This window comes from Serpens gallinarum (genome assembly GCF_014836765.1).
GTDB classification, from domain to species: Bacteria; Pseudomonadota; Gammaproteobacteria; order Pseudomonadales; family Pseudomonadaceae; genus Serpens; species Serpens gallinarum.
Genome location: NZ_JACSQG010000001.1, coordinates 61,921 through 83,714, shown reverse-complemented (window position 1 = coordinate 83,714; position 21,794 = coordinate 61,921). Strand labels below are relative to the sequence as shown.

The 21,794-nt window shown below is 63.2% G+C and carries 21 protein-coding genes; 13 read left to right on the top strand and 8 right to left on the bottom strand.

From position 1 onward, the window contains the following. The first annotated feature begins 89 nt into the window (after nucleotides 1-89). On the top strand, nucleotides 90-608 hold the full coding sequence (locus tag H9642_RS00385; RefSeq protein WP_251834437.1) for a M48 metallopeptidase family protein: 519 nt from the start codon (nucleotides 90-92) through the stop codon (nucleotides 606-608). Here the strand turns inward: H9642_RS00385 and H9642_RS00380 are convergent. After that, on the bottom strand, nucleotides 584-1,066 hold the full coding sequence (locus H9642_RS00380; RefSeq protein WP_251834436.1) for a GreA/GreB family elongation factor: 483 nt from the start codon (nucleotides 1,064-1,066) through the stop codon (nucleotides 584-586). The two genes, H9642_RS00385 and H9642_RS00380, sit on opposite strands and share 25 nt — an antisense overlap. A gap of 202 nt (nucleotides 1,067-1,268) precedes the next feature. On the opposite strand from H9642_RS00380, the gene H9642_RS00375 reads away from it, so the two are divergent. After that, a complete protein-coding gene (locus tag H9642_RS00375) occupies nucleotides 1,269-1,499 on the top strand; it encodes a hypothetical protein (protein ID WP_251834435.1) in 231 nt (76 codons plus the stop codon). A 69-nt stretch (nucleotides 1,500-1,568) separates the two neighbouring features. Here H9642_RS00375 and yccS read toward each other — a convergent pair whose 3' ends face one another. After that, complete coding sequence (gene yccS, locus H9642_RS00370; protein ID WP_251834434.1) at nucleotides 1,569-3,758, bottom strand: YccS family putative transporter; 2,190 nt, start codon at nucleotides 3,756-3,758, stop codon at nucleotides 1,569-1,571. A 371-nt stretch (nucleotides 3,759-4,129) separates the two neighbouring features. Here yccS and H9642_RS00365 point away from each other — a divergent pair, with 371 nt between their 5' ends. From H9642_RS00365 to ald, 3 genes are read left to right on the top strand one after another with little or no spacing between them, the layout of a single operon-like run. Next, nucleotides 4,130-5,491, top strand: coding sequence for an NfeD family protein (locus H9642_RS00365; RefSeq protein ID WP_433962664.1), 1,362 nt, complete (start codon nucleotides 4,130-4,132; stop codon nucleotides 5,489-5,491). Then, nucleotides 5,488-6,243, top strand: coding sequence for a slipin family protein (locus H9642_RS00360; protein WP_251834432.1), 756 nt, complete (start codon nucleotides 5,488-5,490; stop codon nucleotides 6,241-6,243). Before H9642_RS00365 ends, H9642_RS00360 begins: the two co-directional genes overlap by 4 nt. Before the next feature lie 4 nt (nucleotides 6,244-6,247). Then, complete coding sequence (gene ald / locus H9642_RS00355) at nucleotides 6,248-7,369, top strand: alanine dehydrogenase (protein WP_251834431.1); 1,122 nt, start codon at nucleotides 6,248-6,250, stop codon at nucleotides 7,367-7,369. 92 nt (nucleotides 7,370-7,461) lie between these two features. Here the strand turns inward: ald and radC are convergent, their stop codons facing one another. Beyond that, complete coding sequence (gene radC / locus H9642_RS00350; protein ID WP_251834430.1) at nucleotides 7,462-8,136, bottom strand: RadC family protein; 675 nt, start codon at nucleotides 8,134-8,136, stop codon at nucleotides 7,462-7,464. Nucleotides 8,137-8,279: 143 nt separating this feature from the next. Between radC and coaBC the strand changes: the two genes are divergently transcribed. The 4 genes from coaBC to argB all read left to right on the top strand — a co-directional run bounded on the left by coaBC (nucleotide 8,280) and on the right by argB (nucleotide 13,549). Continuing rightward, the gene (coaBC, locus tag H9642_RS00345) at nucleotides 8,280-9,488 is read left to right on the top strand and encodes a bifunctional phosphopantothenoylcysteine decarboxylase/phosphopantothenate--cysteine ligase CoaBC (RefSeq protein ID WP_251834429.1); all 1,209 of its coding nucleotides are present in this window, start codon (nucleotides 8,280-8,282) and stop codon (nucleotides 9,486-9,488) included. 8 nt (nucleotides 9,489-9,496) lie between these two features. Next, nucleotides 9,497-9,952, top strand: a complete 456-nt coding sequence (gene dut / locus H9642_RS00340; protein WP_251834428.1) for a dUTP diphosphatase — start codon at nucleotides 9,497-9,499, stop codon at nucleotides 9,950-9,952. 1,138 nt (nucleotides 9,953-11,090) lie between these two features. Then, the gene (algC, locus tag H9642_RS00335) at nucleotides 11,091-12,503 is read left to right on the top strand and encodes a phosphomannomutase/phosphoglucomutase (protein ID WP_433962663.1); all 1,413 of its coding nucleotides are present in this window, start codon (nucleotides 11,091-11,093) and stop codon (nucleotides 12,501-12,503) included. 140 nt (nucleotides 12,504-12,643) lie between these two features. Beyond that, complete coding sequence (gene argB / locus H9642_RS00330) at nucleotides 12,644-13,549, top strand: acetylglutamate kinase (protein ID WP_251834427.1); 906 nt, start codon at nucleotides 12,644-12,646, stop codon at nucleotides 13,547-13,549. Between the two features lie 45 nt (nucleotides 13,550-13,594). On the opposite strand, the gene H9642_RS00325 is transcribed toward argB, so the two are convergent. From H9642_RS00325 to pyrE, 3 genes are all read right to left on the bottom strand, one after another. Then, a complete protein-coding gene (locus H9642_RS00325; protein ID WP_251834426.1) occupies nucleotides 13,595-15,067 on the bottom strand; it encodes a DUF3360 family protein in 1,473 nt (490 codons plus the stop codon). Between the two features lie 255 nt (nucleotides 15,068-15,322). After that, a complete protein-coding gene (locus H9642_RS00320) occupies nucleotides 15,323-15,913 on the bottom strand; it encodes a DUF4124 domain-containing protein (protein ID WP_251834425.1) in 591 nt (196 codons plus the stop codon). Between the two features lie 24 nt (nucleotides 15,914-15,937). Further along, nucleotides 15,938-16,579, bottom strand: a complete 642-nt coding sequence (gene pyrE / locus H9642_RS00315) for an orotate phosphoribosyltransferase (protein WP_251834424.1) — start codon at nucleotides 16,577-16,579, stop codon at nucleotides 15,938-15,940. 326 nt (nucleotides 16,580-16,905) lie between these two features. Here pyrE and crc point away from each other — a divergent pair, with 326 nt between their 5' ends. The 4 genes from crc to H9642_RS00295 all read left to right on the top strand — a co-directional run bounded on the left by crc (nucleotide 16,906) and on the right by H9642_RS00295 (nucleotide 20,599). After that, nucleotides 16,906-17,685, top strand: coding sequence for a catabolite repression control protein Crc (gene crc, locus H9642_RS00310; protein ID WP_251834423.1), 780 nt, complete (start codon nucleotides 16,906-16,908; stop codon nucleotides 17,683-17,685). A 219-nt stretch (nucleotides 17,686-17,904) separates the two neighbouring features. Next, nucleotides 17,905-19,164 carry a rhodanese-like domain-containing protein gene (locus H9642_RS00305; protein ID WP_251834422.1) on the top strand — a complete coding sequence of 420 codons (1,260 nt, stop codon included), beginning with the start codon at nucleotides 17,905-17,907 and terminating at the stop codon, nucleotides 19,162-19,164. A gap of 3 nt (nucleotides 19,165-19,167) precedes the next feature. After that, on the top strand, nucleotides 19,168-20,385 hold the full coding sequence (locus tag H9642_RS00300; protein ID WP_251834421.1) for a YeeE/YedE family protein: 1,218 nt from the start codon (nucleotides 19,168-19,170) through the stop codon (nucleotides 20,383-20,385). 1 nt (nucleotide 20,386) lies between these two features. Continuing rightward, the gene (locus tag H9642_RS00295; protein ID WP_251834420.1) at nucleotides 20,387-20,599 is read left to right on the top strand and encodes a hypothetical protein; all 213 of its coding nucleotides are present in this window, start codon (nucleotides 20,387-20,389) and stop codon (nucleotides 20,597-20,599) included. A 41-nt stretch (nucleotides 20,600-20,640) separates the two neighbouring features. On the opposite strand, the gene H9642_RS00290 is transcribed toward H9642_RS00295, so the two are convergent. Together H9642_RS00290 and rph are read right to left on the bottom strand one after the other, a co-directional pair. After that, entirely contained in the window at nucleotides 20,641-21,009 is a 369-nt protein-coding gene (locus H9642_RS00290) for a DUF4870 domain-containing protein (protein WP_251834419.1), read from the bottom strand. Between the two features lie 13 nt (nucleotides 21,010-21,022). Continuing rightward, on the bottom strand, nucleotides 21,023-21,745 hold the full coding sequence (gene rph, locus H9642_RS00285; protein ID WP_251834418.1) for a ribonuclease PH: 723 nt from the start codon (nucleotides 21,743-21,745) through the stop codon (nucleotides 21,023-21,025). Nucleotides 21,746-21,794: the final 49 nt, after the last annotated feature.

Here is a 21,794-nt window from a genome sequence, read left to right as displayed (position 1 = left end):
CCACGGACTTTTGTGACACTGATCGCAGTTCACGCCCGACCGCTCAAGCGGCCGACGGGATCATCATCCTGATACGTTGCGAGGTGCCCATGTCCGCGTTCAGATACCTGCAAGGCTATCCGGCCCCTTTGCAGGAGCAGGTTCGTCAGCTGCTGGCCACTGATCGCTTGGGCGATTATCTGCACCGCCGCTATGCCGAGCGCCACCAGGTGCTCAGCGACAAGGCGCTGTACAACTACGCCAACGAGCTCAAGCAGCGGCATTTGCGCAACGCGCCGGGGCTGGACAAGGTGCTTTACGATAGCAAGCTCGACGTGGTGAAGAATGCCCTGGGCATGCACACGGCCATTTCGCGGGTACACGGCGGCAAGCTCAAGGCGAAGAAGGAAATCCGCGTGGCGGCGCTGTTCAAGGACGCACCCGCGGCGTTTCTGCACACCATCGTGGTCCACGAGCTGGCGCACTTTCGCGAGTTCGAACACAACAAGGCTTTCTACCAGCTGTGCGAACACATGCTGCCGGGTTATCACCAACTGGAGTTCGATTTGCGCGTCTACCTGGTGTGGCGCGACAGCGGCGCGGCTCAGCAGACCGACAGCACCTCGTAGCGCTGCACGCGCGCACCGATGCGCACCTCTACTTCATCGCCTTCGCCCTTGCCCAGTACGCTCTGGCCAAGCGGCGCGTGCGGGCTGATGAGCAGAACGTCGCGCTCTTGCCACACCAGTTTGATGCCGGCAGCAGCAGGCATCAAAAACAGCGTCAGCAGGCTGCCCTGCTCGTCCTCCAACTCCAAAAGCGCCCCGAGCTGAATCCCCACCTGCGCATCGAAGGGGCGCAGCACCAGATTCTGACAGACCTGCAGCGCCTGGCGCAGCTCCTCGACCCGGCGCGACTGGCCAGCAGCCAAGTAAGCTGCCTCCAACCCGCGGGTGTCGTATTTGTTCTCGGCCTTGCTTTCTTCATCGGTGGCCGCCGCATGGGCGGTGTGTGCCGCCTCCATGGCCACGCGCAGATCGGCCTGCAAGCGAGCCAGTAGCAATTGCTGAAGCGGTTGCTTGTTCATTGAGTGAGCCAGAAAGAAGTTGCTGGGCATGGTAACAGGCGTTCGACACGCAGCGCCGCTAGCCGGGTTCGGCACTCTTGAGCGCAATGCTTGTCACAAATTGTGGCTTTGTCAGGCTGACTGTAAGCGCCGACAGGGCCGCCGGGTAACGCTTTTTTAGAACCGGCTGGCCGCTGCCAGCCCCATCGATGGAGGTTTCACCATGCGTCTTGCGCATTTAGTCCTGCCGGCACTGCTCGGCTTCCTGCTGGTCGGCTGCTCTCCTGATGACGAAGACCAGCGAGACCTTCCACCGGCCGACACCATGCAACCGGCTCCGCCCGTCACGCCCGATCCGGTCGTACCGGGTGATACGACGCCACCCGCGCCGACCACCTCCCCGGAAAGCGACTTCAACACCAATCCGGGTACAGAGGAAGCACCGGCCAACTGACCCGTTGCAGCGGTCGGCCTGGGTGCGCTCCGGTCGACCTCCTGCGCCGACAAATGACGGAACGGGCCACTACGTTGCGGCGGGCGTCGCCTGGCCCCGCTTGAGCAAATAAGCAGCCAGCGTGCGCAATGGCGCCAGTTGCCGGCAGATCAGCGCCAACTGCGTCTGCACCAGGCGGTGGCCGTCCCCCTGCTCTTCCGGCAATTGTTCCAATCGGGCGGCCAACGCTTCCTCCTCTTCACTGTGCACTGCCACGCTGCCGCGCTCGTTCAGGCTCGCGGCAATCGATTCGAGCGCAGCGGCTATGCGCTCGCTGGCGTCGTCGAGCAAACTGTCGCCCAGTTCCTCGGTCAGGCTTTCACGGTGTGCGCCAAGCGCCGACAGGTAGCTGAGCAAGGTGTGAGTCTGCACCAGAAAGTGAAAACCCAGCTCGGCATCCTTGCGAAAGTGCCCCGGCTCCAACAGCATGTTCGACAGCGTGGTGGAAAGCGCCGCATCGGCGTTATGGGCGTTGCGTCGCGCCAGGCGATACTCCAGGTCGTCGCGCTTGCCGGTCTCGTACTGCTGCATGGCTTGCCGCAGGTAGCGGGCGTTGCAGGACAACACGGTGGCGATCATCTGGTTGAGGCGTCGCCCCTGCCAGTCGGGCAAGATCAGGAAGACCGCCAAGCCGGCAATCAGACTGCCCAGCAGGGTATCGAACAACCGCGGCCAGATAAGCTCGTAGCCATCGCCGATCTGCGCAAAGCAGAACAGCACCAACAGCGTGATCGCCGCCGTTGCCAAGGTGTAGCGGCTGCTGCGCGTGGCGAAGAACACCACCCCGGCGATCACGGCCAGAACAGCCTGCCACAGCGGTTGGGGGAACAGCGTGATCAGTGCCCAGCCCGCGACCAGACCAATCAAGGTGCCGCCGATACGCTGCAGCAAGCGGGTGCGCGTGGCGCCGTAGTTGGGTTGGCAGACGAACAGCGTGGTCAAGAGAATCCAGAACCCCTGGCCCGGCTCGATCCAGTGCATCAGCCCATAACCGGCCGACAAGGCGATGGACAGGCGCAACGCATGACGGAACACCAGCGAGGTGGGCGTCAGCTGCAAGCGAATGCGTTCCAGGGCGTCCTTGAAACTACGCGGCGAGCGGTCGAACAGGGTGCTGTCCTGCTCTTCGGCCAGGGCATCCGGGTTGCTGGCCTCGGCCAGCTTGGCTTCCAGAGTGCCCAGGTTATTGACCAGCGCGCCGAGTGAACGCAGCAGTTTGCGCCAGGCAGGGTTGTTCTGAGCGCGCAGGAAGGCCAGCGAAGCCTGGAGATCGTCCAACGCCGCCCGGCTCTCGCCATACTCGAAGGGCTGGCGCAAGCGGATGGCTCGGCTCAGTGTCTTGCAGGCGTTGCCCTGCTGATTGAGCAGCCGCTGGCAGCGGAACATCACATCGCTGTGGAAGAAGGCCTCGGCCAGCTCGTTGTAGGGATAGTGCGAGGAACTGGCGCGCTCATGGATATCCTGGGCAGTGAAATAAAGACGCAGGTAACGACTGACCTTGGCCCCGGTGCGGCCATTGCCAACACGCTGCAGGAGAATTTCCTTGGTCTGGTTGAACGCCGTGACCACGCGACCATTTTGCCGCGCCAGTTCCAGGCGCCGTTCCTCCACATCCAACTGACGCAGCGGTTCCAGCAGGCTGCTTTTGATTTTCAGGTAAGTGCCCAGCTCATCGAAGAGCCGCGCCAATCCCTGTTGCACCGGCTGGTTGACGAACAGGGCGTTCCACAGCACCGACAGCAGGCCATACCAGGCAGCTCCCGCCAGCAACAACAATGGCTGCAGCCAGAAATTGCCCGCCACGCCGCCTTGCTGGTCCACGCCGATCATGGTGTAGATGGCCAGGATCAAGGTGGCCCAGCCGATGGTGGCATAGCGCGGGCCGACGGCACCGAGCATGGTCATACAGAAGGTGGAAAGCGCCAGTGCACTGACGAACAGCCAGGGCGAGGCGAACAAGTACTGCACGGCCAGCGCGGCGATGGCAAAACACACCAGGGTGACCAGCAATGCCTGCAAACGGCCGAACCAGTTGTCGTCGGTTTCGGCCAGGGCGCTGGCAATAATGCCCAGAAACAGCGGGATCACCTGTTCCAGGCGATCCTGCTGCCAACACAACAGCATGGCACCCGACAGCGCGATAAAGACCCGCACGCCATAGGACAGCTGGGCGTTGCCCCATAAACGGCGCAAAGAATGACGCAGAGAAGGCGAAAGCATCGACGAAACATCCTGTACGGCGAAATCGCGGGCAGAGTAACGCAGTTGAGACGAACAGCAGACTTACCGAGGCACGGCTGAACCGGTGCATGACTGCGAAGGCCCAACCCCCCTCCTAAGTTCAATCCTTCTGGAGTCGCTACATGCGAGCTGGTCGCGCCTAGGAACATCCGCTCCTGGCGACACAGGGCTCCGGTATTCGCAACGCTTAATACCAAAAACTATATTTATTCGACCGTTATTGCGCATCGATATAAGCATTACGGGCGCCGGATGGCTCGTCGCTGGCTAAGGGGGGTCAACTATCCTGACAAGACCGGTTCGCTACCCGAGGTATACCGGATATGCCCGCTTTCCTGCGCCAGTTGCTCATGTCGTTCCTCTTGCTCACCGTGGCGGGTGTGGGGAATGCCGCTGGCCCGATTACCGTGCTCAGCGTCGAGGGCGTGATCGGGCCCGCCAGTGCGGACTACGTGGTGCGCGGCCTGTCGCGCGCCAGCACTGACGAGGCGCAACTGATCGTTCTGCGCATCGACACGCCGGGCGGGCTGGACACCTCCATGCGCGACATCATCAAGGCGATCCTCGCCAGCCCGGTACCGGTGGTCAGCTACGTATCGCCAGGCGGCGCACGCGCGGCCAGCGCCGGCACCTACATCCTATATGCCAGCCATGTCGCGGCCATGACGCCGGGCACCAACCTGGGTGCGGCAACGCCGGTAGCCATTGGCGGCGCTCCTGGAACACCGCCGCAACAGCCACAGCCCACCCCGGATGCCGAGCCGCCGGAAGGTAACGCGCCGGCTGAGCCGGGCGGTGATGCCATGACCCGCAAACAGGTCAACGATGCCGCTGCGTATATCCGCGGCCTGGCCAACCTGCGTGGACGCAATGCCGAGTGGGCCGAACAGGCGGTGCGCGAGGCCGTCAGCCTGTCCGCCGAGGAAGCCCTGAAGCTCAAGGTCATTGATTACGTAGCCGCCGACCTGCCGGCACTCCTCGCCCAGCTGGACGGCAAGACGCTGGACACGGTTGCCGGCCCGAAAACCCTGGCCACTGCCGGCGCCGCCTTGCAGGAACGGCTGCCCGACTGGCGCACGCGCATTCTGGCAGTGATTACCAACCCCAGCGTGGCACTGATCCTGATGATGATCGGCATCTATGGGCTGATCTTCGAATTCTCCAATCCCGGCTCCGGCGTGGGCGGCGTGGTCGGTGGCATTTGCCTGATCCTCGGGCTGTACGCCCTGCAATTGCTGCCGGTGAGTTATGCCGGCATGGCGTTGATTCTGCTCGGCCTGGTGTGCATGGCGGCCGAGGCGTTTTTGCCCAGCTTCGGTGTGCTGGGATTCGGCGGCATCGCGGCGTTCATCTTCGGCGCGCTGATCCTCATCGACACCGAGGTGCCCGGTTACGGCATTCCGCTGCCGCTGATCGTCACCCTGGCGCTGATCAGCGCGGGGTTGATGCTGGCCATTCTGGCCATGGCCTTGCGCGCTCGCCGCCAAGTGTCGGTGGCGGGCGATGCCGGCCTGGTGGGCAGCCTGGCCACCATCGAGGCGCTGCAAAGCGATGCCCGCTGCGGCTGGGTAACCCTGCAAGGCGAGCGCTGGCAGGTAGAGAGCACGACGCCGCTGCGTGCCGGGCAACAGGTGCAGGTGCAGGCGCGCCAGGGACTCACGCTGCAGGTCGCAGCCAACGACACGCCAACAACCCGGGAGACAGAGCGATGATGGGCTATTCCTTGAGTGTTTCCATGGTGGTGATCCTGCTGGTTGCCCTGATCCTGTCGGCCTTTCGCATTCTGCGCGAGTACGAACGGGGCGTGGTGTTCCAGTTGGGCCGCTTCTGGAAGGTCAAGGGCCCGGGACTGATTCTGGTGATCCCCGGCCTGCAACAGATGGTTCGCGTCGACTTGCGCACCATCGTGCTGGATGTGCCAACCCAGGATGTGATTTCCCGCGACAACGTCTCGGTGAAGGTCAATGCGGTGATTTATTACCGGGTGCTCGATGCGCAAAAGGCGATCATTCAGGTCGAGGACTACCACGCCGCCACCAGCCAGCTGGCGCAGACCACACTGCGCTCGGTACTCGGCAAGCACGAACTGGACGACATGCTCGCCGAGCGCGAGCGCCTGAATGCTGACATTCAAAAGGTTCTGGATGCCCAGACCGACGCCTGGGGCATCAAGGTGGCTAACGTTGAAATCAAGCACGTCGATCTGGACGAGTCGATGATCCGCGCCATCGCCCGCCAGGCCGAGGCGGAACGTGAGCGGCGCGCCAAGGTGATTCACGCCGAAGGCGAATTGCAGGCCTCGGAAAAACTCATGCAGGCCGCCCAGGTGCTGGCCCAGCAACCGGGCGCCATGCAGTTGCGCTACATGCAGACGCTGAGCGCCATCGCCACGGACAAAAACTCCACCATCCTGTTCCCGATGCCGGTCGACCTGCTCAGTGGCATTCGCGTGGTCAAGGAGTGAGCCCATGGAAATCGGCGTGCCCAAGGAAATCAAACCCCAGGAAAACCGCGTCGGCCTGACCCCGGCCTCGGTGGCGGAACTCATCCACCATGGCCATCGCGTGCTGGTGCAGAGTCAGGCGGGAGCGGCCATCGGCTTTCACGACCTGCAATACGAAGCGGCGGGCGCCCTGGTGGTCGCCGATGCCGACACGCTCTACGGGGCCAGCGAATTGATCGTCAAGGTCAAGGAACCGCAGCCTGAAGAACGCGCCCGACTGACGCCACAGCATTGCCTGTTCACCTACCTGCACCTGGCGGCGGACCGCGCACAGACCGACGAGCTGCTGGCCAGCGGCGCCACCTGCATTGCCTATGAAACCGTCACCGATGCCCAGGGTCGCCTGCCGTTGCTGGCGCCGATGTCCGAAGTCGCCGGACGCATGGCCATCCAGGCCGGCGCCCATTGCCTGGAAACACCGCAGGGCGGGCGCGGTGTGCTGCTCGGCGGTGTGCCGGGGGTGGCGCCGGGTAAGGTGCTGATTCTCGGCGCGGGGGTGGTCGGCAGCCAGGCGCTGGCCATGGCGGTGGGGCTTGGCGCGGAAGTCAGTGTGCTGGACACCCAGGTCGATGCCCTGCGCCGCCTGGATGCCCAGTACGGCAACCGCGTGCAGACCCTGTACTCGACCCGCGACAGCCTGGAGGAGCGCCTCCTGACCGCCGACCTGGTGATCGGCAGTGTGCTGATTCCCGGCGCGGCGGCGCCCAAGCTGATCTCGGCGGACATGGTCAAACGCATGCTGCCCGGCTCCGTGATCGTGGATGTGGCCATCGACCAGGGCGGCTGCGCGGAAACCTCACGACCGACCACCCACGCCAAGCCAACCTTCATCGTCGATAATGTGGTGCATTACTGCGTGAGCAACATGCCTGGCGCGGTGGCCCGCACCTCGACCCTGGCGCTGAATAACGCCACCCTGCCCTTCGTCATCGCCCTGGCCGACCAGGGCTGCCGCCAGGCGTTGCAGAATGATGCACACCTACGGCGCGGCCTGAATCTGGCCGTCGGCACACTTACCCACTCCGGCGTTGCCGACGCGCATGGATTGCCCTGGCAAGCAGCGGAAGAGGTGCTGCAGCAGATCTAGCGGCGAGGCAGCAGACTCCGTCAGCCGATATGAATCGGCCCCACGAGGGAATCTGCGCGCACTTCAACCTGCGGGAGCCGCCTGCAGGACCGTTACATCCAGCCAGACTCCGCCATCGACAGCGGCTCACCATCACCGACGATAAAATGATCGAGCACACGCACATCGACCAAGGCCAGCGCCTCTTTGAGCCGTTCGGTGAGCTGGCGATCAGCCTGGCTCGGCTCAGCCACCCCCGAGGGATGGTTATGGGTCAGGATCAACGCGGCGGCGTTGTGCGCCAGGGCGCGTTTGACCACCTGGCGGGGATACACGCTGGCACCGTCAACGGTGCCGCGAAACAGCGCCTCGAAGGCCAGCACACGGTGCTTGGCATCAAGAAACAGGCAACCGAACACTTCGTGGGGTTCGTGGCGCAACTGCGCCTTGAGGTAGTCGCGCACGGCTTGCGGGCTTTCCAGTGCCGAATCGCGCTTGATCCGCTCGGCCAGATGCCGCCGGCCCATCTCCAGCACCGCCTGCAGCTGGGCAAACTTGGCCGGACCAAGGCCCAGGTGGGAGCTGAAACGGGACAGGTCCGCCTCCAGCAGCGATCGCAGGCTGCCGAACTCATTGAGCAGATGGCGAGCCAGGTCTACGGCACTGCGTCCGACCACGCCGGTACGTAGAAAAATCGCCAACAGCTCGGCATCGGACAATGCCGCCGCACCTTGCTCGAGCAGCTTTTCCCGCGGCCGCTCCGCCACCGGCCAATTGCGAATACTCATGACGTCTCCTTGTCGTTTTCTTGTTCTCATTGCCCCGCGTGCGCCATTGACGCTGTGATATCGTAGCCGCCCTTACGCGCAGCGTTGGCCTGGGGAGGCGTCGCGCTGTGCGCCTTGTCTCGTCTTAGCTAAAAGGCTGGCCTATGCAGCGACTCTATCGGAAACGCATCGTGCTGGGCGTCGGCGGCGGCATCGCTGCCTACAAGAGCGCCGAACTGGTGCGTCGCTTACGCGACCAGGGCGCCGACGTTCATGTCGTCATGACCCATGGCGGCCGCGAATTCATCACCCCGCTGACCCTGCAGGCGCTATCCGGCCATCCGGTGCACCTGGACCTGCTCGACCCCGCCGCCGAAGCCGCGATGGGGCATATCGAGCTGGCCAAATGGGCCGACCTGGTGCTGATCGCCCCGGCCACCGCCGACATCATGGCGCGCTTGGCACAGGGCGTGGCCAATGACCTGCTGACCACCTTGGTTCTGGCCACCGACGCCCAGGTTGCCCTGGCGCCGGCCATGAACCAGGCCATGTGGCGCGACCCGGCCACTCAGGCCAATGCGCAGACGCTTGCCCAGCGCGGCATGCGCCTGTTCGGCCCGGCATCGGGCAGTCAGGCCTGCGGCGACGTGGGCCTCGGGCGCATGCTGGAAGCCGACGACCTGGCGCAATTGGCCGCCGACTGCTTCCAACGCAACGTGCTGGACGGCGTGCGCGTGCTGATCACCGCCGGACCCACGCAGGAAAACATCGACCCGGTGCGCTACATCACCAACCACAGCTCCGGCAAGATGGGCTTCGCCCTGGCGGAGGCGGCCGCCGAAGCCGGCGCCCAGGTGACATTGGTCAGCGGCCCGGTGTTTTTGCCAACCCCGGATCGCGTGCAGCGCATCGACGTGGTCAGTGCCCGCGACATGCTCGCCGCCTGCGAAGCGGCGATGCCCAGCGATATCCTCATCGCCGCCGCGGCGGTGGCCGATTACCGTCCCGAGGTCGTTGCGCCGCACAAACTCAAGAAAGACCCCACCACCGGCGACGGCCTGTACCTGCAGATGGTGCGCAACCCGGACATTCTGGCCACCCTGGCCGCGCGTCCCGACCGGCCGTTCAGCGTCGGCTTCGCCGCGGAAACCGAACACCTGCTCGATTACGCCGCACGCAAGCTCAAGGACAAGAACCTCGACCTGATCGTCGCCAACGATGTGGCCAATCCGAGCATTGGCTTCAACAGCGAAGAGAACGCCATCACCGTCATCGACCGCCAGTTGCAGCAGACTGGCTTCGCCCAAACCAGCAAGGGCAAGATCGCCCGCCAGTTGATCGCCCTTATCGCCGCGCGTTACGCGGCCCACTGAGACCTGTTATGCACGCTTTGCAAGCCAAGATTCTCGATCCCCGCCTGGGCCGCGACTTCCCGCTGCCCGGTTACGCCACGCCCGGCTCCGCCGGCCTCGACCTGCGCGCCATGCTGCAGGACGACCTGACCCTGCAACCGGGCCAGACCGTACTGATTCCCACCGGGCTGGCCATCCATATTGCCGATCCGGGCCTGGCCGCGCTGATCCTGCCACGCTCGGGTCTGGGGCATAAACACGGCATCGTGCTCGGCAATCTGGTCGGGCTGATCGACTCCGACTACCAGGGCGAGCTGATGGTGTCCTGCTGGAACCGTGGCAACGATGCCTTCACCGTCAAGATCGGCGAGCGCCTGGCTCAACTGGTGCTGGTACCGGTGGTGCAGGCGCACTTCGAGCTGGTCGAGGAGTTCGACAACAGCCTGCGCGGTACCGGCGGCTTCGGGCACTCCGGCAGCCACTGAGTCCTTTCCGGAAAACACGCGCAGGGAGATGTACGTGAAACGCCAGAATAAAAATCATAAGGACGCTCGCCCAGCGAGCCCGGCGTCCAGCCAACCGATGCGCCACAACTCTGGCTGGACGCCTGCCCTGCTGATCGGCCTCGGCGCTCTGCTGACTGCCGGCCTGCTTCTCGGTTACGGCCTGCTCGAACAACGCCAGCAACAGCAGGCCCGCCTGGTGCAGGCTTGGGCCGACAGCCAGGCCAGCGCCCTGCAACAGGGGCTTAACCTGCTGGCTGACGATGTTCGGGCACTGGCGCAGCAGCCGGAAGTCATCCAGGCCCTGAGCACCGACGACAATGCGTTGCTGCAACAGGCCGAGCGCAGCCTGGCAACCTCTGCCGGGGTTATCGACGCCGTACTGAGCCGCCAGGGTGAAGCGCGACCTGATCGCAACCGCCGAGTGCCTGTAAATTTCGCCGCCGTGGATTTGCAACGGCGCGCCGAAAACGGCCTCAAGCCGGCGCCGGAAGCCTACCAGGTCGATAAACGCTGGCTGCTCTACAGCGCTGTGGCTGTGGGTGAAGACGAGCAGGTATTGGGCAGCCTGTTGCTGGTCACTGATCTGCAACGTCTGCTGCGCACTCTCCCCGTGCTTCCCGCCGACGTCGGCCAGCTGCGCCTGACCCAGCAATTCGGCAATGCTCCGGCGCAACTGCTCGCTCAACGCGGCGGCCAGGAGGCTTCGCACGTTCCTGTTACCCTGACTAGCGGCAATCCGCACTGGCAACTGAGCTTCAGCCCCAGCGGCACCCTGGCCAGCCTGCCGGCCTTCCACTGGCTGGGCTTCGCCGCCTTGCTCGCTGTGGCCGGGCTGCTACTGGGCCTGCACTGGCTGCGCAAGCAACAACAGCACCGCCTGCATCACGATGTGCGGCAGCTGGGCCAGATGCTGCAAGCCCTCATCGAGGGCAAGAATATCCAGGCGCCTCGCCTGTACCTGGCCGCGCTCAGCCAACTGGCGCAACAGCTCGCCCGCCTGCCGCACCAGGCGGCACCGACCAAGCCTGCAGCAGTTGCGCCGAAAGCGGAGGCTAATAACCAGCTGGTCGACCCGTTGTTCCAGCCCACGGAAATACTTGACCTGGACCTTCACGATATCGATCCGCCTGTCGCATCCCAATCGGCCCCTAGCGTACCGGCCTTGCCGGCGAGCATTTTTCGCGCTTATGACATCCGCGGCGTGGTTGGCGACAGCCTGACCGCCGACAGCGCTTACTGGATCGGTCGCGCCATCGGCTCGGCCAGCCTGGCCAAGGGGGAGCCGTGCGTAGCCGTCGGCCGCGACGGGCGCCTGTCCGGCCCGCTGCTGGCGCAGCCGCTGATCCAGGGCCTGGTCGATTGCGGCTGTCAGGTCACGGACCTGGGCATGGTGCCCACACCGGTGCTTTACTTCGCCACCCATGTACTGCCGGCCACCTCCGGAGTCATGCTCACCGGTAGCCACAACCCGCCGGATTACAACGGCTTCAAGATCGTCATTGCCGGCGACACCCTGGCCAATGAACAGATCCTGGCGCTGAAAACCCGCATTGACACCCAGGACCTGGCTCAGGGTCTGGGCAGTGTCGAGCAGATCGATATCCTGCCGCGCTATTTCGCCCAGATCCGCGACGACATCGCCCTGGCCAAACCCCTGAAAGTGGTGGTCGACTGCGGCAACGGCGTCGGTGGCGTGATTGCACCGCAGCTGATCGAAGCCCTGGGCTGCACGGTGATTCCGCTGTATTGCGAGGTGGATGGGCATTTCCCCAACCATCATCCCGATCCAGGCAAGCCCGACAACCTCAAGGATCTGATCGCTCGGGTGAAAGCCGAGAAAGCCGACCTGGGCCTGGCGTTCGACGGCGATGCCGACCGGGTCGGCGTGGTGACCAACACCGGCACCATTGTCTACCCCGATCGCCTGCTGATGCTGTTCGCCAAGGACGTGGTTTCGCGCAACCCCGGCGCCGATGTGATCTACGACGTCAAGTGCACCCGCCGCCTGGCCGCCCTGGTCAGCGCCCACGGCGGGCGACCGGTGATGTGGAAAACCGGCCACTCGCTGATGAAGAAAAAGATGAAGGAAACCGGCGCACTGCTGGCCGGCGAGATGAGCGGGCACATCTTCTTCAAGGAGCGCTGGTTCGGCTTCGACGACGGCATTTATGCCGCCGCGCGCCTGCTGGAAATCCTCAGCCTGGAACAACAAGCCGCCGAACCGTTGTTCGCCGCCTTCCCCGATGACGTGTCCACCCCGGAAATCAACATCCAAGTCACCGAAGACAGCAAGTTCAAGATCATCGCCGCGCTGCAGCGCGATGCCCAGTGGGGCGATGCGCAACTCACCACGCTGGATGGCTTGCGCATCGATTATCCACACGGTTGGGGCCTGGTACGCGCCTCCAACACCACCCCGGTACTGGTGCTGCGCTTCGAGGCAGAAACCGCCGGGGAGCTGGCACGCATCCAGGCGGTGTTCCGCGAGCAGCTGCACAAGGTGGTGCCCAGGCTGGCGCTGCCGTTCTAGTAGCATTCGGAATAAATTGCCGAACAGCTGACTTTTCCCGCAGATCCTTAGTCTTACAGCCGATAATTTGCACAACCGCACCCTGCCTTGCGTGGTGCGGTCGCCTTACAACCCCCCGAAACGTTGCACCGGAGTTCCGCATGACCCTCAGTCGTGATGACGCTACCCAAGTCGCCCAGGTACTGTCCGAAGCGCTGCCCTACATTCGCCGCTTCGTCGGCAAGACCTTGGTGATCAAGTACGGCGGCAACGCCATGGAGAGCGAGGAGCTGAAGACCGGCTTCGCCCGCGACATCGTGCTGATGAAAGCGGTGGGTATCAACCCGGTGGTGGTGCACGGCGGCGGCCCGCAGATCGGCGACCTGCTCAAGCGCCTGTCCATCGAAAGCCACTTCATTGACGGCATGCGCGTCACCGACAGCCAGACCATGGACGTGGTGGAAATGGTCCTCGGCGGCCAGGTCAACAAGGACATCGTCAACCTGATCAACCGCCACGGCGGCCAGGCCCTGGGGCTCACCGGCAAAGACGCCAACCTGATCCGCGCCCGCAAGCTGAAGGTCACCCGCCAGACGCCGGAAATGACCCAGCCGGAGATCATCGACATCGGCCAGGTCGGCGAAGTGGTCCACATCAACACCGACCTGCTCACCCGCCTGGTGAACGGCAACTTCATCCCGGTGATTGCGCCAATTGGCGTGGGCAAGGACGGCGAGTCCTACAACATCAACGCCGACCTGGTGGCTGGCAAAGTCGCCGAGGCGCTCAAGGCCGAGAAGCTGATGCTGCTGACCAACATCGCCGGCCTGATGGACAAGCAGGGTAACGTGCTCACCGGCCTGTCCACCGAGCAGGTGGATGCGCTGATCGCCGACGGCACCATCTACGGCGGCATGCTGCCGAAGATCCGCTGCGCCCTGGAAGCGGTGCAGGGTGGCGTCAACAGCGCGCACATCATCGACGGTCGGGTACCCAATGCGGTGCTGCTGGAGATCTTCACCGACACCGGTGTTGGCACGCTGATCACCAATAACAGCGGCGCCTAAACGCCCAGAAAGAAAAAGGGGAGCCGCGGCTCCCCTTTTTCATGCTCAGTCCAGACTGCGGAAGCTTTCCATCAGCGCCGGCACGCCGGGGAACATGCCGATCGCCGCCATCACCGCACACAGCACCCCAAACATCACGATCGGAATGACCCAGCGCTGCAGTCGGCTCATACCGATACCCCGCTCGCGGTCGCCAATCAGGCCGAGATTGTCCAGCATCATGGTCAGCGACCAGCCGAACACCGGGTTCACCAGCGCCGAAGAAAAGATCACGATGGCAGCGGACTGCGAGGTCTTGCCTTCGCGCGTCATCTGCATGCCGGCCTCCAGCAGCGGCAGGAATACACCGACCAGCAGCGCCACGCTGAGCACCGGCGGCCAGACTGCGAGGTCCATCGGGTAACCCCAGAGTGCCGCGATCACACAAAGCAGGCCGGTGAGGATCGCGCCGGCCGGGATCGGTCGCCGGGCGATGGCTGCCGGCACCATGTAAGTGCCCCAGGACGACGCCAGGTTACCGCCACCCAGGGCCGTACCCACCACCTGACGCGCCGCCGCCACGCACATGGTGTCGTCGATGTTCATCAGCACTTTCTGCGCCTTATGGGGGTAATTGAGCTGCTGAAAAATGCGATGGCCGAGAAAGTCCGGCGGCCACATGGCCACCGTCAGCACGGCGAATGGCGCCACCGCGATGAAGTGATGCAGCTCCGGCAGTCCGAGCTGCCAACCCGTATCGGCGCCCCACCAGTAGGCTGGATTGAGGTTAGGAATGCCCGGCTCGGTGGTGAATTCAAATGGCGCGCCCAACGCGAAGGCAATCAGCGCGGCCAACGCGCAGCCCAACGGGATTGCCAACCAGCGTGCTCGCAGATGCTCCAGGTAGGCATACAGCACGATGGTGGCCAACACCACCACGAAGGCCAGGTAACCCATGTCGAAGCCGGAGGCCCAGGTGAACAGCGCCTCGATCTGCGACACCGTACCGATGAACCCCAGGTACAGCAGCAGGCCGCCACAGACCCCGTCGCTGGTCAGTCGCGCAAGCAAGCTGCCGCCACGCAACACGCCGAGCGCCAGCCCCAGCACGCCGACCATGATGCCCAGCGCCATGGGGTGCCCACCGGAGACGACGATCAGCGGGATCAATGGAATCAGCGGACCGTGGGTGCCGGCCAGGTTGGCCGTAGGGATCAGAAAGCCGGAAAACAGCACCACGAACAGCAACGCCGCAATGAGCATCTCGTAGCGCACATTGTCGATGACAAAATCATTGGACAAGCCTAGCGGCGCGGCAAACGCGGCGACCACAGCGGCCACCATGACGATCTTGCCGATGGTGGCGGCCAAGGCCGGTACCCAGTCCTCGTACTCGAAGCGGTAGTCGCGAAACGGCAGGTTCATCCCCCACCGGCGCGGGGCCATGATCTCCAGCTCGTGGTCGAGGTAGTCCTTGCGGGTGGCAAACTGCGCCTGGGGTTTATGGAGCGTCTGGTAATTCTGTTGCTTCTCGCTCATCTGCACGGCATGCCCCAAAAAAGAAGGGGCGCAAGGTACAGGCAGACTTTTGCCAGCACCCCCCTACCATCAACCTATTGATTCGCAACACATAGCTTGCTAAGCCACGCCAACCTCAAGCGCTTGGCGCGGCGCGAATAGACGCAGAATGGCGGGATAGAAGGACTTCGCCCTCGGCCGGGGCCGAGCGTGGCACCGCCGCCGGCCCCCTTCGCAGCGCGACCGGCCACTCATCCGCTGGTCGGAAAAAGCGGCTCAGCCTTCGCCAAGCAGGGCGGCAATGCGTGCGCGATCATCGGCAAACGTTTTTTCGGCGTCACGCTGGGCACGCTGGTAGCGCTCGATGTCCTTGTGCAAGCGCTGGTGCTCACGCTCCAGCTCGGCAATCTGCGTGAGCAGGGTCTCGGGGACAGGTCGACCGGCGCGCTCCTGTCCGGCGGCCTGGGCTTGCAAGGCGTTTTGCTGGTTGCGCGCGGCCTGCTGATTGCCCTGGGCAATGCGGATCAGCCCATCCAATTCAGCCAGTTTGCGCTGCCTGGCGCGATCGACATCAGCCACCCCGGCATACAGACGCAGCAGCTTGGTATCCGCTTCGGCCTGCGCCTTCTCATCCTGCAGACGCTGGTACTGCTCCGCACTCAAAGCCGGCGGAACCACCCGGATCACTCGGCCCTGGCTGTTGAGCACTTCGTACCCTTTACCGATAAATTGCGCCGGCACGCCATGGCGGTCGAGCACCAACACGCCCTGGTCGTTGGTGTAACGGTACAGCTCACTGGCCGCTGCCGGCCAGGCCAGCAGCGACATCACCATCAGCACCTTGCGAAACCGTCCCTGTCGAGCCATGCCTCTTACTCCCTTGAACCAGAATCAGACGCCGTACTGTACGCGGTAGGCTTCGACCGCTGGCAAGTAGCGTTTGAGTTCAGCGTCTTCAGCGAGGTATTCCAGCACCTGGGCCAACGACACGATGCTGATCACCGGCATGGCGAAATCGCGTTCCACTTCCTGGATTGCCGACAATTCACCTTGGCCGCGCTCCTGGCGGTTCAACGCAATCAGCACACCGGCAGCCTGCGCACCCTGAGCCTGGATGATCTGCATGACTTCACGAATCGCCGTGCCGGCGGTGATCACGTCATCGACGATCAGCACACGGCCCGCCAGCGGCGCACCCACCAGGGTGCCGCCTTCGCCGTGATCCTTGGCTTCCTTGCGGTTGAAACACCAGGGCAGGTCACGATCATGCTGTTCGGCCAGTGCCACCGCAGTGGTCGCCGCCAGCGGGATTCCCTTGTAGGCCGGGCCGAACAGCACATCGAAATCGATACCGCTGTCCTGGATCGCCTCCGCATAAAACTGTCCCAGCTTGGCCAGTGCGCCGCCGCTGTTGAACAGCCCGGCATTGAAGAAATACGGGCTGGTCCGACCGGACTTGAGGGTGAATTCACCAAAACGCAGCACGCCGCGTTCGATGGCAAAACGGATGAAATCGCGCTGGTAAGCCTGCATGGTAAAAACCTGAATTGAGCCGGTTGCAAACGGCTCGCATGATACACGCCCGTCCGGCCCCACGCATTCGAGGTGACAGCACCTCGAGTGGGTACGTTTGAAGGGATGCCTCTATTAACGACCAAGAGCTTTTAGGCATCGCCTCGATAGGCAGAAACTTAACGTAACGCTGCGTTATAGCAGCTCGGAATGATAAGATTCGCCGTCAATATTGCCGGCCAGCTCACAATGCTGGCTTTCTGTGAATTTGAACCGCCTATCCTTGCGGTTCCTCGGGCGCAGATGATCGATCTGATCACGCCCACCCGACTTTTTTGGGGCCATTTATGCGGATCATCAATGTGAACGTGAATGGCATTCAGGCAGCAGCCGAGCGAGGTCTTCTCAGCTGGCTGCAAGCCCAGAATGCCGACGTGATCTGCCTGCAAGACACGCGCGCTTCCACTTTCGAACTGGATGACCCGGCGTTTCAGCTGGATGGTTATTTCCTGTACGCGTGCGAGGCCGAAGTGCCCAGCCAGGGCGGCGTGGCGATTTATTCCCGCCAGCAGCCCAAGGCCGTCATCAGCGGACTCGGCTTTGAAACAGCCGATCGCTACGGACGTTATCTGCAGGCCGATTTCGACAAGGTGAGTATTGCCAGCCTGCTCCTGCCATCCGGCCAGGATGGCGATGAAAACCTGAACCAGAAATTCAAGTTCATGGAGGACTTTGCCCGCTACCTGGACAAGCAACGTCGCAAGCGTCGCGAATACATCTATTGCGGTTCCCTGCACGTCGCCCACCAGAAAATCGACGTGAAGAACTGGCGCGACTGCCAGCAGCTACCAGGCTTTCTGGCACCCGAGCGGGCCTGGATGGACGAAGTATTGGGCACCATGGGCTATGTCGATGCGTTGCGCGAGGTCAGCCGCGAAGGCGACCAGTACAGCTGGTGGCCCAACAGTGAACAAGCGGAAACCCTCAACCTGGGCTGGCGCTTCGATTACCAACTGCTGACCCCTGGCATGCGCCGCTGCGTGCGCAGTGCCAAACTGCCGCGCCAGCCGCGCTTCTCTCAACACGCACCGCTGACAGTCGATTACGACTGGCTGCTGAGTGTCTGAGCCGCGCCCGCCCTGGTATCAAAACCGCAGCCCTGCTGCGGTTTTTTCTTTCTGCTCAATTACTTAGCGTTTGTTGCGGCTTTTTCCTCAACAATCCGCATATGCAAATTTAGAATATAAAAATCACTAAACATTCTTTTGAAGAATATATCTCCCTCGCCTAGAATCGTTGCTTGATTTCCCCTTGCGCTCTGCGCTTTCACGAAGTTGAGCAGTCTCATGAATAGCCCCTCTTTGCGTCACCTGCTAGCCAGCAGTCTTACCGTTCTGGCCTTGGCCGGCACCGTGCCCAGCCTGGCCTCAGCCGCCCCCGGCCTGATCGTTTCCCAAGCCGAATTTCGGACCCTAAGCCAGCAGGCCGGGGTCAAGATTCTCGATATCCGCAGCGAGGCCGAATACGCCAAGGGGCATGTTGCCGGTGCGATTCATCTGCCCTGGCAGGCATTGAACGTTTCCGAACGCGATGGCATCCGCAACGAATACGCCGACGACGCACAAATCGAGAGGGCTCTGCGCCAAGCAGGCATCAGCTATGACGACACCCTGTTGATCTATGGCGCCACCTCCATGGCCGGACGCACCTACGTCGTGCTGGATTATGCCGGCTTCGACAAACTGCACGTTCTCGACGGTGGCCTGAGCCAGTGGAAAGGCACGCTGACCACCCAGCCCACCCGCGTCACGCCGAGCGATTTCAAACTCACTCAGAAGCGTGAGAACCGTGTGGAGCGCGATTTCGTCGCCCAGCACATCGGCGCCACGGACACCGTCATCCTCGACGGTCGCTTTCTGGCGGCGTCGGAAGACGGCGTGATCCCCAGTGCCAAAGCTATTCCGGTTACTGACTTCCTGAACAAGAAGACCTCTGAGGTCCGCAACCGCCAGGACGTGCTCAATGAACTGGCCGCCAAGGGCATCACCCCTGACAAGGCGGTGGTCTCCTACTGCGGCAGCGGCGCCTTTGCCTCCAGCTCCTACCTGTTCCTCAAGGATCTGGGCTTCAACAACGTCAAGTTCTATGACAAGAGCTGGGATGACTGGAGCCGCGCCGACACGCCGCAAACCCTGCAGCTGGCCAACTTCAGCTTTGCGGGCGACGCCCTGAACCAGGCCAATTCCCTGGGCCCGAAATTCCTCGATGAAGCCGCCGTGCGCGCCGCACAGAAGGCCGGTGCCGTGGTGGTGGATGTTCGCCCTGCGGATGACTACGTGGTCGGGCGTATCCCGGACTCAGTCAATGTGTATTGGAACGACACCCTGAACGCCGACCGCACGCTGAAGAGCTCGGCCGAACTGCGCGAGCTGTTCGCCAAGCAAGGCGTCACCGCCGACAAGCACGTGGTGATCTTTGCCCGCGGCGGCCTGCAACTCGCCCAAGCCTATACCGTGCTGAAGCTGCTGGGTGTCGAACGCGTGGATGCGTTCGAAGGCAAGTGGGAAGGATGGGTCAACCCCGGCTACGGTCCGTTCAAAGGCTGATCCATGAGCATTCTTGTCTCCCAGACCGCAGCGGTCGCGGCAGACAAGCGTATCGATACCCCGGTCGCCCTGGTGGCGGCCGTGGGTATTGTCGCGCTTGCGCTGGCCTGTTTTTTTACCATTGATATGCGCCAGGGCCTGCTCGCTCTGGTCGGCGCCGGTTTTGGCTACGTCATGTACCACGCCAGCTTCAGCTTCGCCGGCGGTTGGCGCGCAGCCATCACCGATGGCCGCACCGCCAGCATCCGCGCGCAAATGCTGGGGATCGGCCTGACCTGCATGGTGCTCATTCCGCTGCTGCAAGCCGGCTCGGCGTTTGGCCAGCCGCTGACGGGCGCCGTTGGGCCCATCGGCCTCTCGCTGATGGTCGGCTCCTTGATGTTCGGTGTCGGCATGCAGCTGGGTGGCGGCTGCGCCTCCGGCACGCTGTTCACCATTGGCGGCGGCAGCGTGCGCATGCTGATTACCCTGGCGTTCTTCATCGCCGGCGCGCTCTTTGGCACGGCCCACCTGCCCTGGTGGTCGCAGCAGTGGCATATCGGCGTGATCCAACCCGCCAACGACTGGGGTTCACTGCCGGTTATCATCCTGCAGCTGGCCGCTCTTGGCGGCGTGTTCTTCCTGGCGCGCCGCTGGGAGCAACGCAAGCGGCAGCAAGTGGCCTCGATTTTTCGCGCGCCCGCCGGTGTCCCTGAGCTGAGCAACGGACAGCGCCTATGGCGCGGCTATTGGCCGCTGGCCTGGGCTTCGCTAGCTCTAGCGCTGCTCAGCGTGGCCAACCTGCTGCTGTCGGGACAGCCGTGGTCGGTGACCTTCGCCTTCAACCTGTGGGGTGCCAAGCTCGCCGGACTGGTCGGTCTGGACGTCAGCAGCTGGGAATACTGGACCTGGTCGATGCCGGCCGCCGCCCTGGAAGGGCCGATCCTGGCCGAAACCACCTCGGTGACCAACTTCGGCCTGATTCTCGGTGCGCTGTTTGCTGCCGGCCTGGCCGGGCGTTTCGCCCCAGTAACACGCATTCCGCTCGGTTCGGCTCTGGCCGCCATCATCGGTGGGCTGCTGATGGGCTATGGCGCACGTCTGGCCTTTGGTTGCAACGTCGGCGCGCTGTTTAGCGGCATCGCCTCCGGCAGCCTGCACGGTTGGGTCTGGTTTGCCCTGGCCTTCATCGGCAGCTTGCTCGGCGTACGCGCCCGCCGCTGGTTTGGCCTGGAGAACTGAGATGAGCACCACTCAACCCCGTAGCCCTGCGCGCCTCCTGCTGCTGGCGCTGCTCCTGGCGATTAGCGCTGCGCTGGTTATCGACACTCACACCAACCTGCAGGACGGCCCGGTGAACGCCTTGCGCACTCAGGAGCCGGTCGAGGGCGATGTTGGCAGTGTCGACGCCTTTTGCGGTTTCGCCCCGTGCGGCATGCCCTTGGAATGCAACTGAGCACCGCGCCATAAAAAAGCCCTGCATCTGCAGGGCTTTTTTTATTTCACCAACCGCCAACAGAAGGGGTACCGATAGGCCACCCCGTCGTTGGCCTTGATGCCCGCAATGATCACCAGCACCAGGGCAACCACGCTGACCAGTACCATCAGCGGGAAGCCGATCAGTATCCAGGCCAACAGCCCGCAGACCATCAACGCAACGCTGACCGTGATCTGGAAGTTCAGCGCTTCCTTGCCCTGTTGGTCAACGAACGGATCCAGGTCCTTCTTCAGCTGCCAGACGATCAGCGGCCCCAGCACATTGCCAATCATCGGCACGATGAACCAGGCGAAAGCGGCGTAGTGACAGAGCATGGCCCAGCGACGAGCCTCGACACTGGGCTGCGGAACCAGGGGTTGATCGTTCATCGCCGGGGTTCCTTCAGTCGGCCAGCGCGGCGCGCTGCAAGGCGAATAGTTCATCAAGGCCGCTGCGGGCCAGGGCCAGCATGGCATTGAGCTCTTCCGGCTGGAACGGGGCGCCTTCAGCAGTGCCTTGTACTTCAATGAAACCGCCAGCGTCGGTCATGACCACGTTGAGGTCGGTTTCCGCCGCGGAGTCTTCCAGGTAATCAAGGTCCAGCACCGGCTCGCCCTGATAGATGCCCACCGAGACCGCCGCAATCATCTGCTTGATCGGATCGCCATTTTTCAAGGCGCCGCGCTTCTTGAGGACTTTCAGTGCATCAATCAGCGCAACCATGGCGCCGGTGATCGACGCGGTGCGGGTGCCGCCATCCGCCTGGATCACGTCGCAGTCGACGTACAAGGTGTTCTCGCCCAGCTTGCTCATGTCCAGCGCAGCGCGCAGCGAGCGACCGATCAAACGCTGGATTTCCAGGGTGCGGCCGCCTTGCTTGCCGCGGCTGGCCTCGCGTTGAGTGCGTTCGCCGGTGGCACGCGGCAGCATGCCGTATTCGGCGGTCAGCCAGCCCTGTCCCTGCCCTTTGAGAAAGCGCGGCACGCCGGACTCGACACTCACGGTGCAGATCACCTTGGTATCGCCGAACTCGACCAGTACCGAGCCTTCGGCATGCTTGGTGTAGTTGCGGGTAATGCGGATCTGACGCAGCTGTTCGGCGGCGCGGCCACTGGGTCGCTTCATTGGGACTTCCTGCTGGAGAGAAATTTCAGCCGACATTATAGGGGGTTGG

Bases quoted from the DNA above. Each gene is read 5' to 3' on its own strand.
- H9642_RS00385 (WP_251834437.1), top strand. From the start codon at position 90: ATGTCCGCGTTCAGATACCTGCAAGGCTATCCGGCCCCTTTGCAGGAG.
- H9642_RS00380 (WP_251834436.1), bottom strand. From the start codon at position 1,066: ATGAACAAGCAACCGCTTCAGCAATTGCTACTGGCTCGCTTGCAGGCC.
- H9642_RS00375 (WP_251834435.1), top strand. From the start codon at position 1,269: ATGCGTCTTGCGCATTTAGTCCTGCCGGCACTGCTCGGCTTCCTGCTG.
- yccS (WP_251834434.1), bottom strand. From the start codon at position 3,758: ATGCTTTCGCCTTCTCTGCGTCATTCTTTGCGCCGTTTATGGGGCAAC.
- H9642_RS00365 (WP_433962664.1), top strand. From the start codon at position 4,130: ATGTCGTTCCTCTTGCTCACCGTGGCGGGTGTGGGGAATGCCGCTGGC.
- H9642_RS00360 (WP_251834432.1), top strand. From the start codon at position 5,488: ATGATGGGCTATTCCTTGAGTGTTTCCATGGTGGTGATCCTGCTGGTT.
- ald (WP_251834431.1), top strand. From the start codon at position 6,248: ATGGAAATCGGCGTGCCCAAGGAAATCAAACCCCAGGAAAACCGCGTC.
- radC (WP_251834430.1), bottom strand. From the start codon at position 8,136: ATGAGTATTCGCAATTGGCCGGTGGCGGAGCGGCCGCGGGAAAAGCTG.
- coaBC (WP_251834429.1), top strand. From the start codon at position 8,280: ATGCAGCGACTCTATCGGAAACGCATCGTGCTGGGCGTCGGCGGCGGC.
- dut (WP_251834428.1), top strand. From the start codon at position 9,497: ATGCACGCTTTGCAAGCCAAGATTCTCGATCCCCGCCTGGGCCGCGAC.
- argB (WP_251834427.1), top strand. From the start codon at position 12,644: ATGACCCTCAGTCGTGATGACGCTACCCAAGTCGCCCAGGTACTGTCC.
- H9642_RS00325 (WP_251834426.1), bottom strand. From the start codon at position 15,067: ATGAGCGAGAAGCAACAGAATTACCAGACGCTCCATAAACCCCAGGCG.
- H9642_RS00320 (WP_251834425.1), bottom strand. From the start codon at position 15,913: ATGGCTCGACAGGGACGGTTTCGCAAGGTGCTGATGGTGATGTCGCTG.
- pyrE (WP_251834424.1), bottom strand. From the start codon at position 16,579: ATGCAGGCTTACCAGCGCGATTTCATCCGTTTTGCCATCGAACGCGGC.
- crc (WP_251834423.1), top strand. From the start codon at position 16,906: ATGCGGATCATCAATGTGAACGTGAATGGCATTCAGGCAGCAGCCGAG.
- H9642_RS00305 (WP_251834422.1), top strand. From the start codon at position 17,905: ATGAATAGCCCCTCTTTGCGTCACCTGCTAGCCAGCAGTCTTACCGTT.
- H9642_RS00300 (WP_251834421.1), top strand. From the start codon at position 19,168: ATGAGCATTCTTGTCTCCCAGACCGCAGCGGTCGCGGCAGACAAGCGT.
- H9642_RS00295 (WP_251834420.1), top strand. From the start codon at position 20,387: ATGAGCACCACTCAACCCCGTAGCCCTGCGCGCCTCCTGCTGCTGGCG.
- H9642_RS00290 (WP_251834419.1), bottom strand. From the start codon at position 21,009: ATGAACGATCAACCCCTGGTTCCGCAGCCCAGTGTCGAGGCTCGTCGC.
- rph (WP_251834418.1), bottom strand. From the start codon at position 21,745: ATGAAGCGACCCAGTGGCCGCGCCGCCGAACAGCTGCGTCAGATCCGC.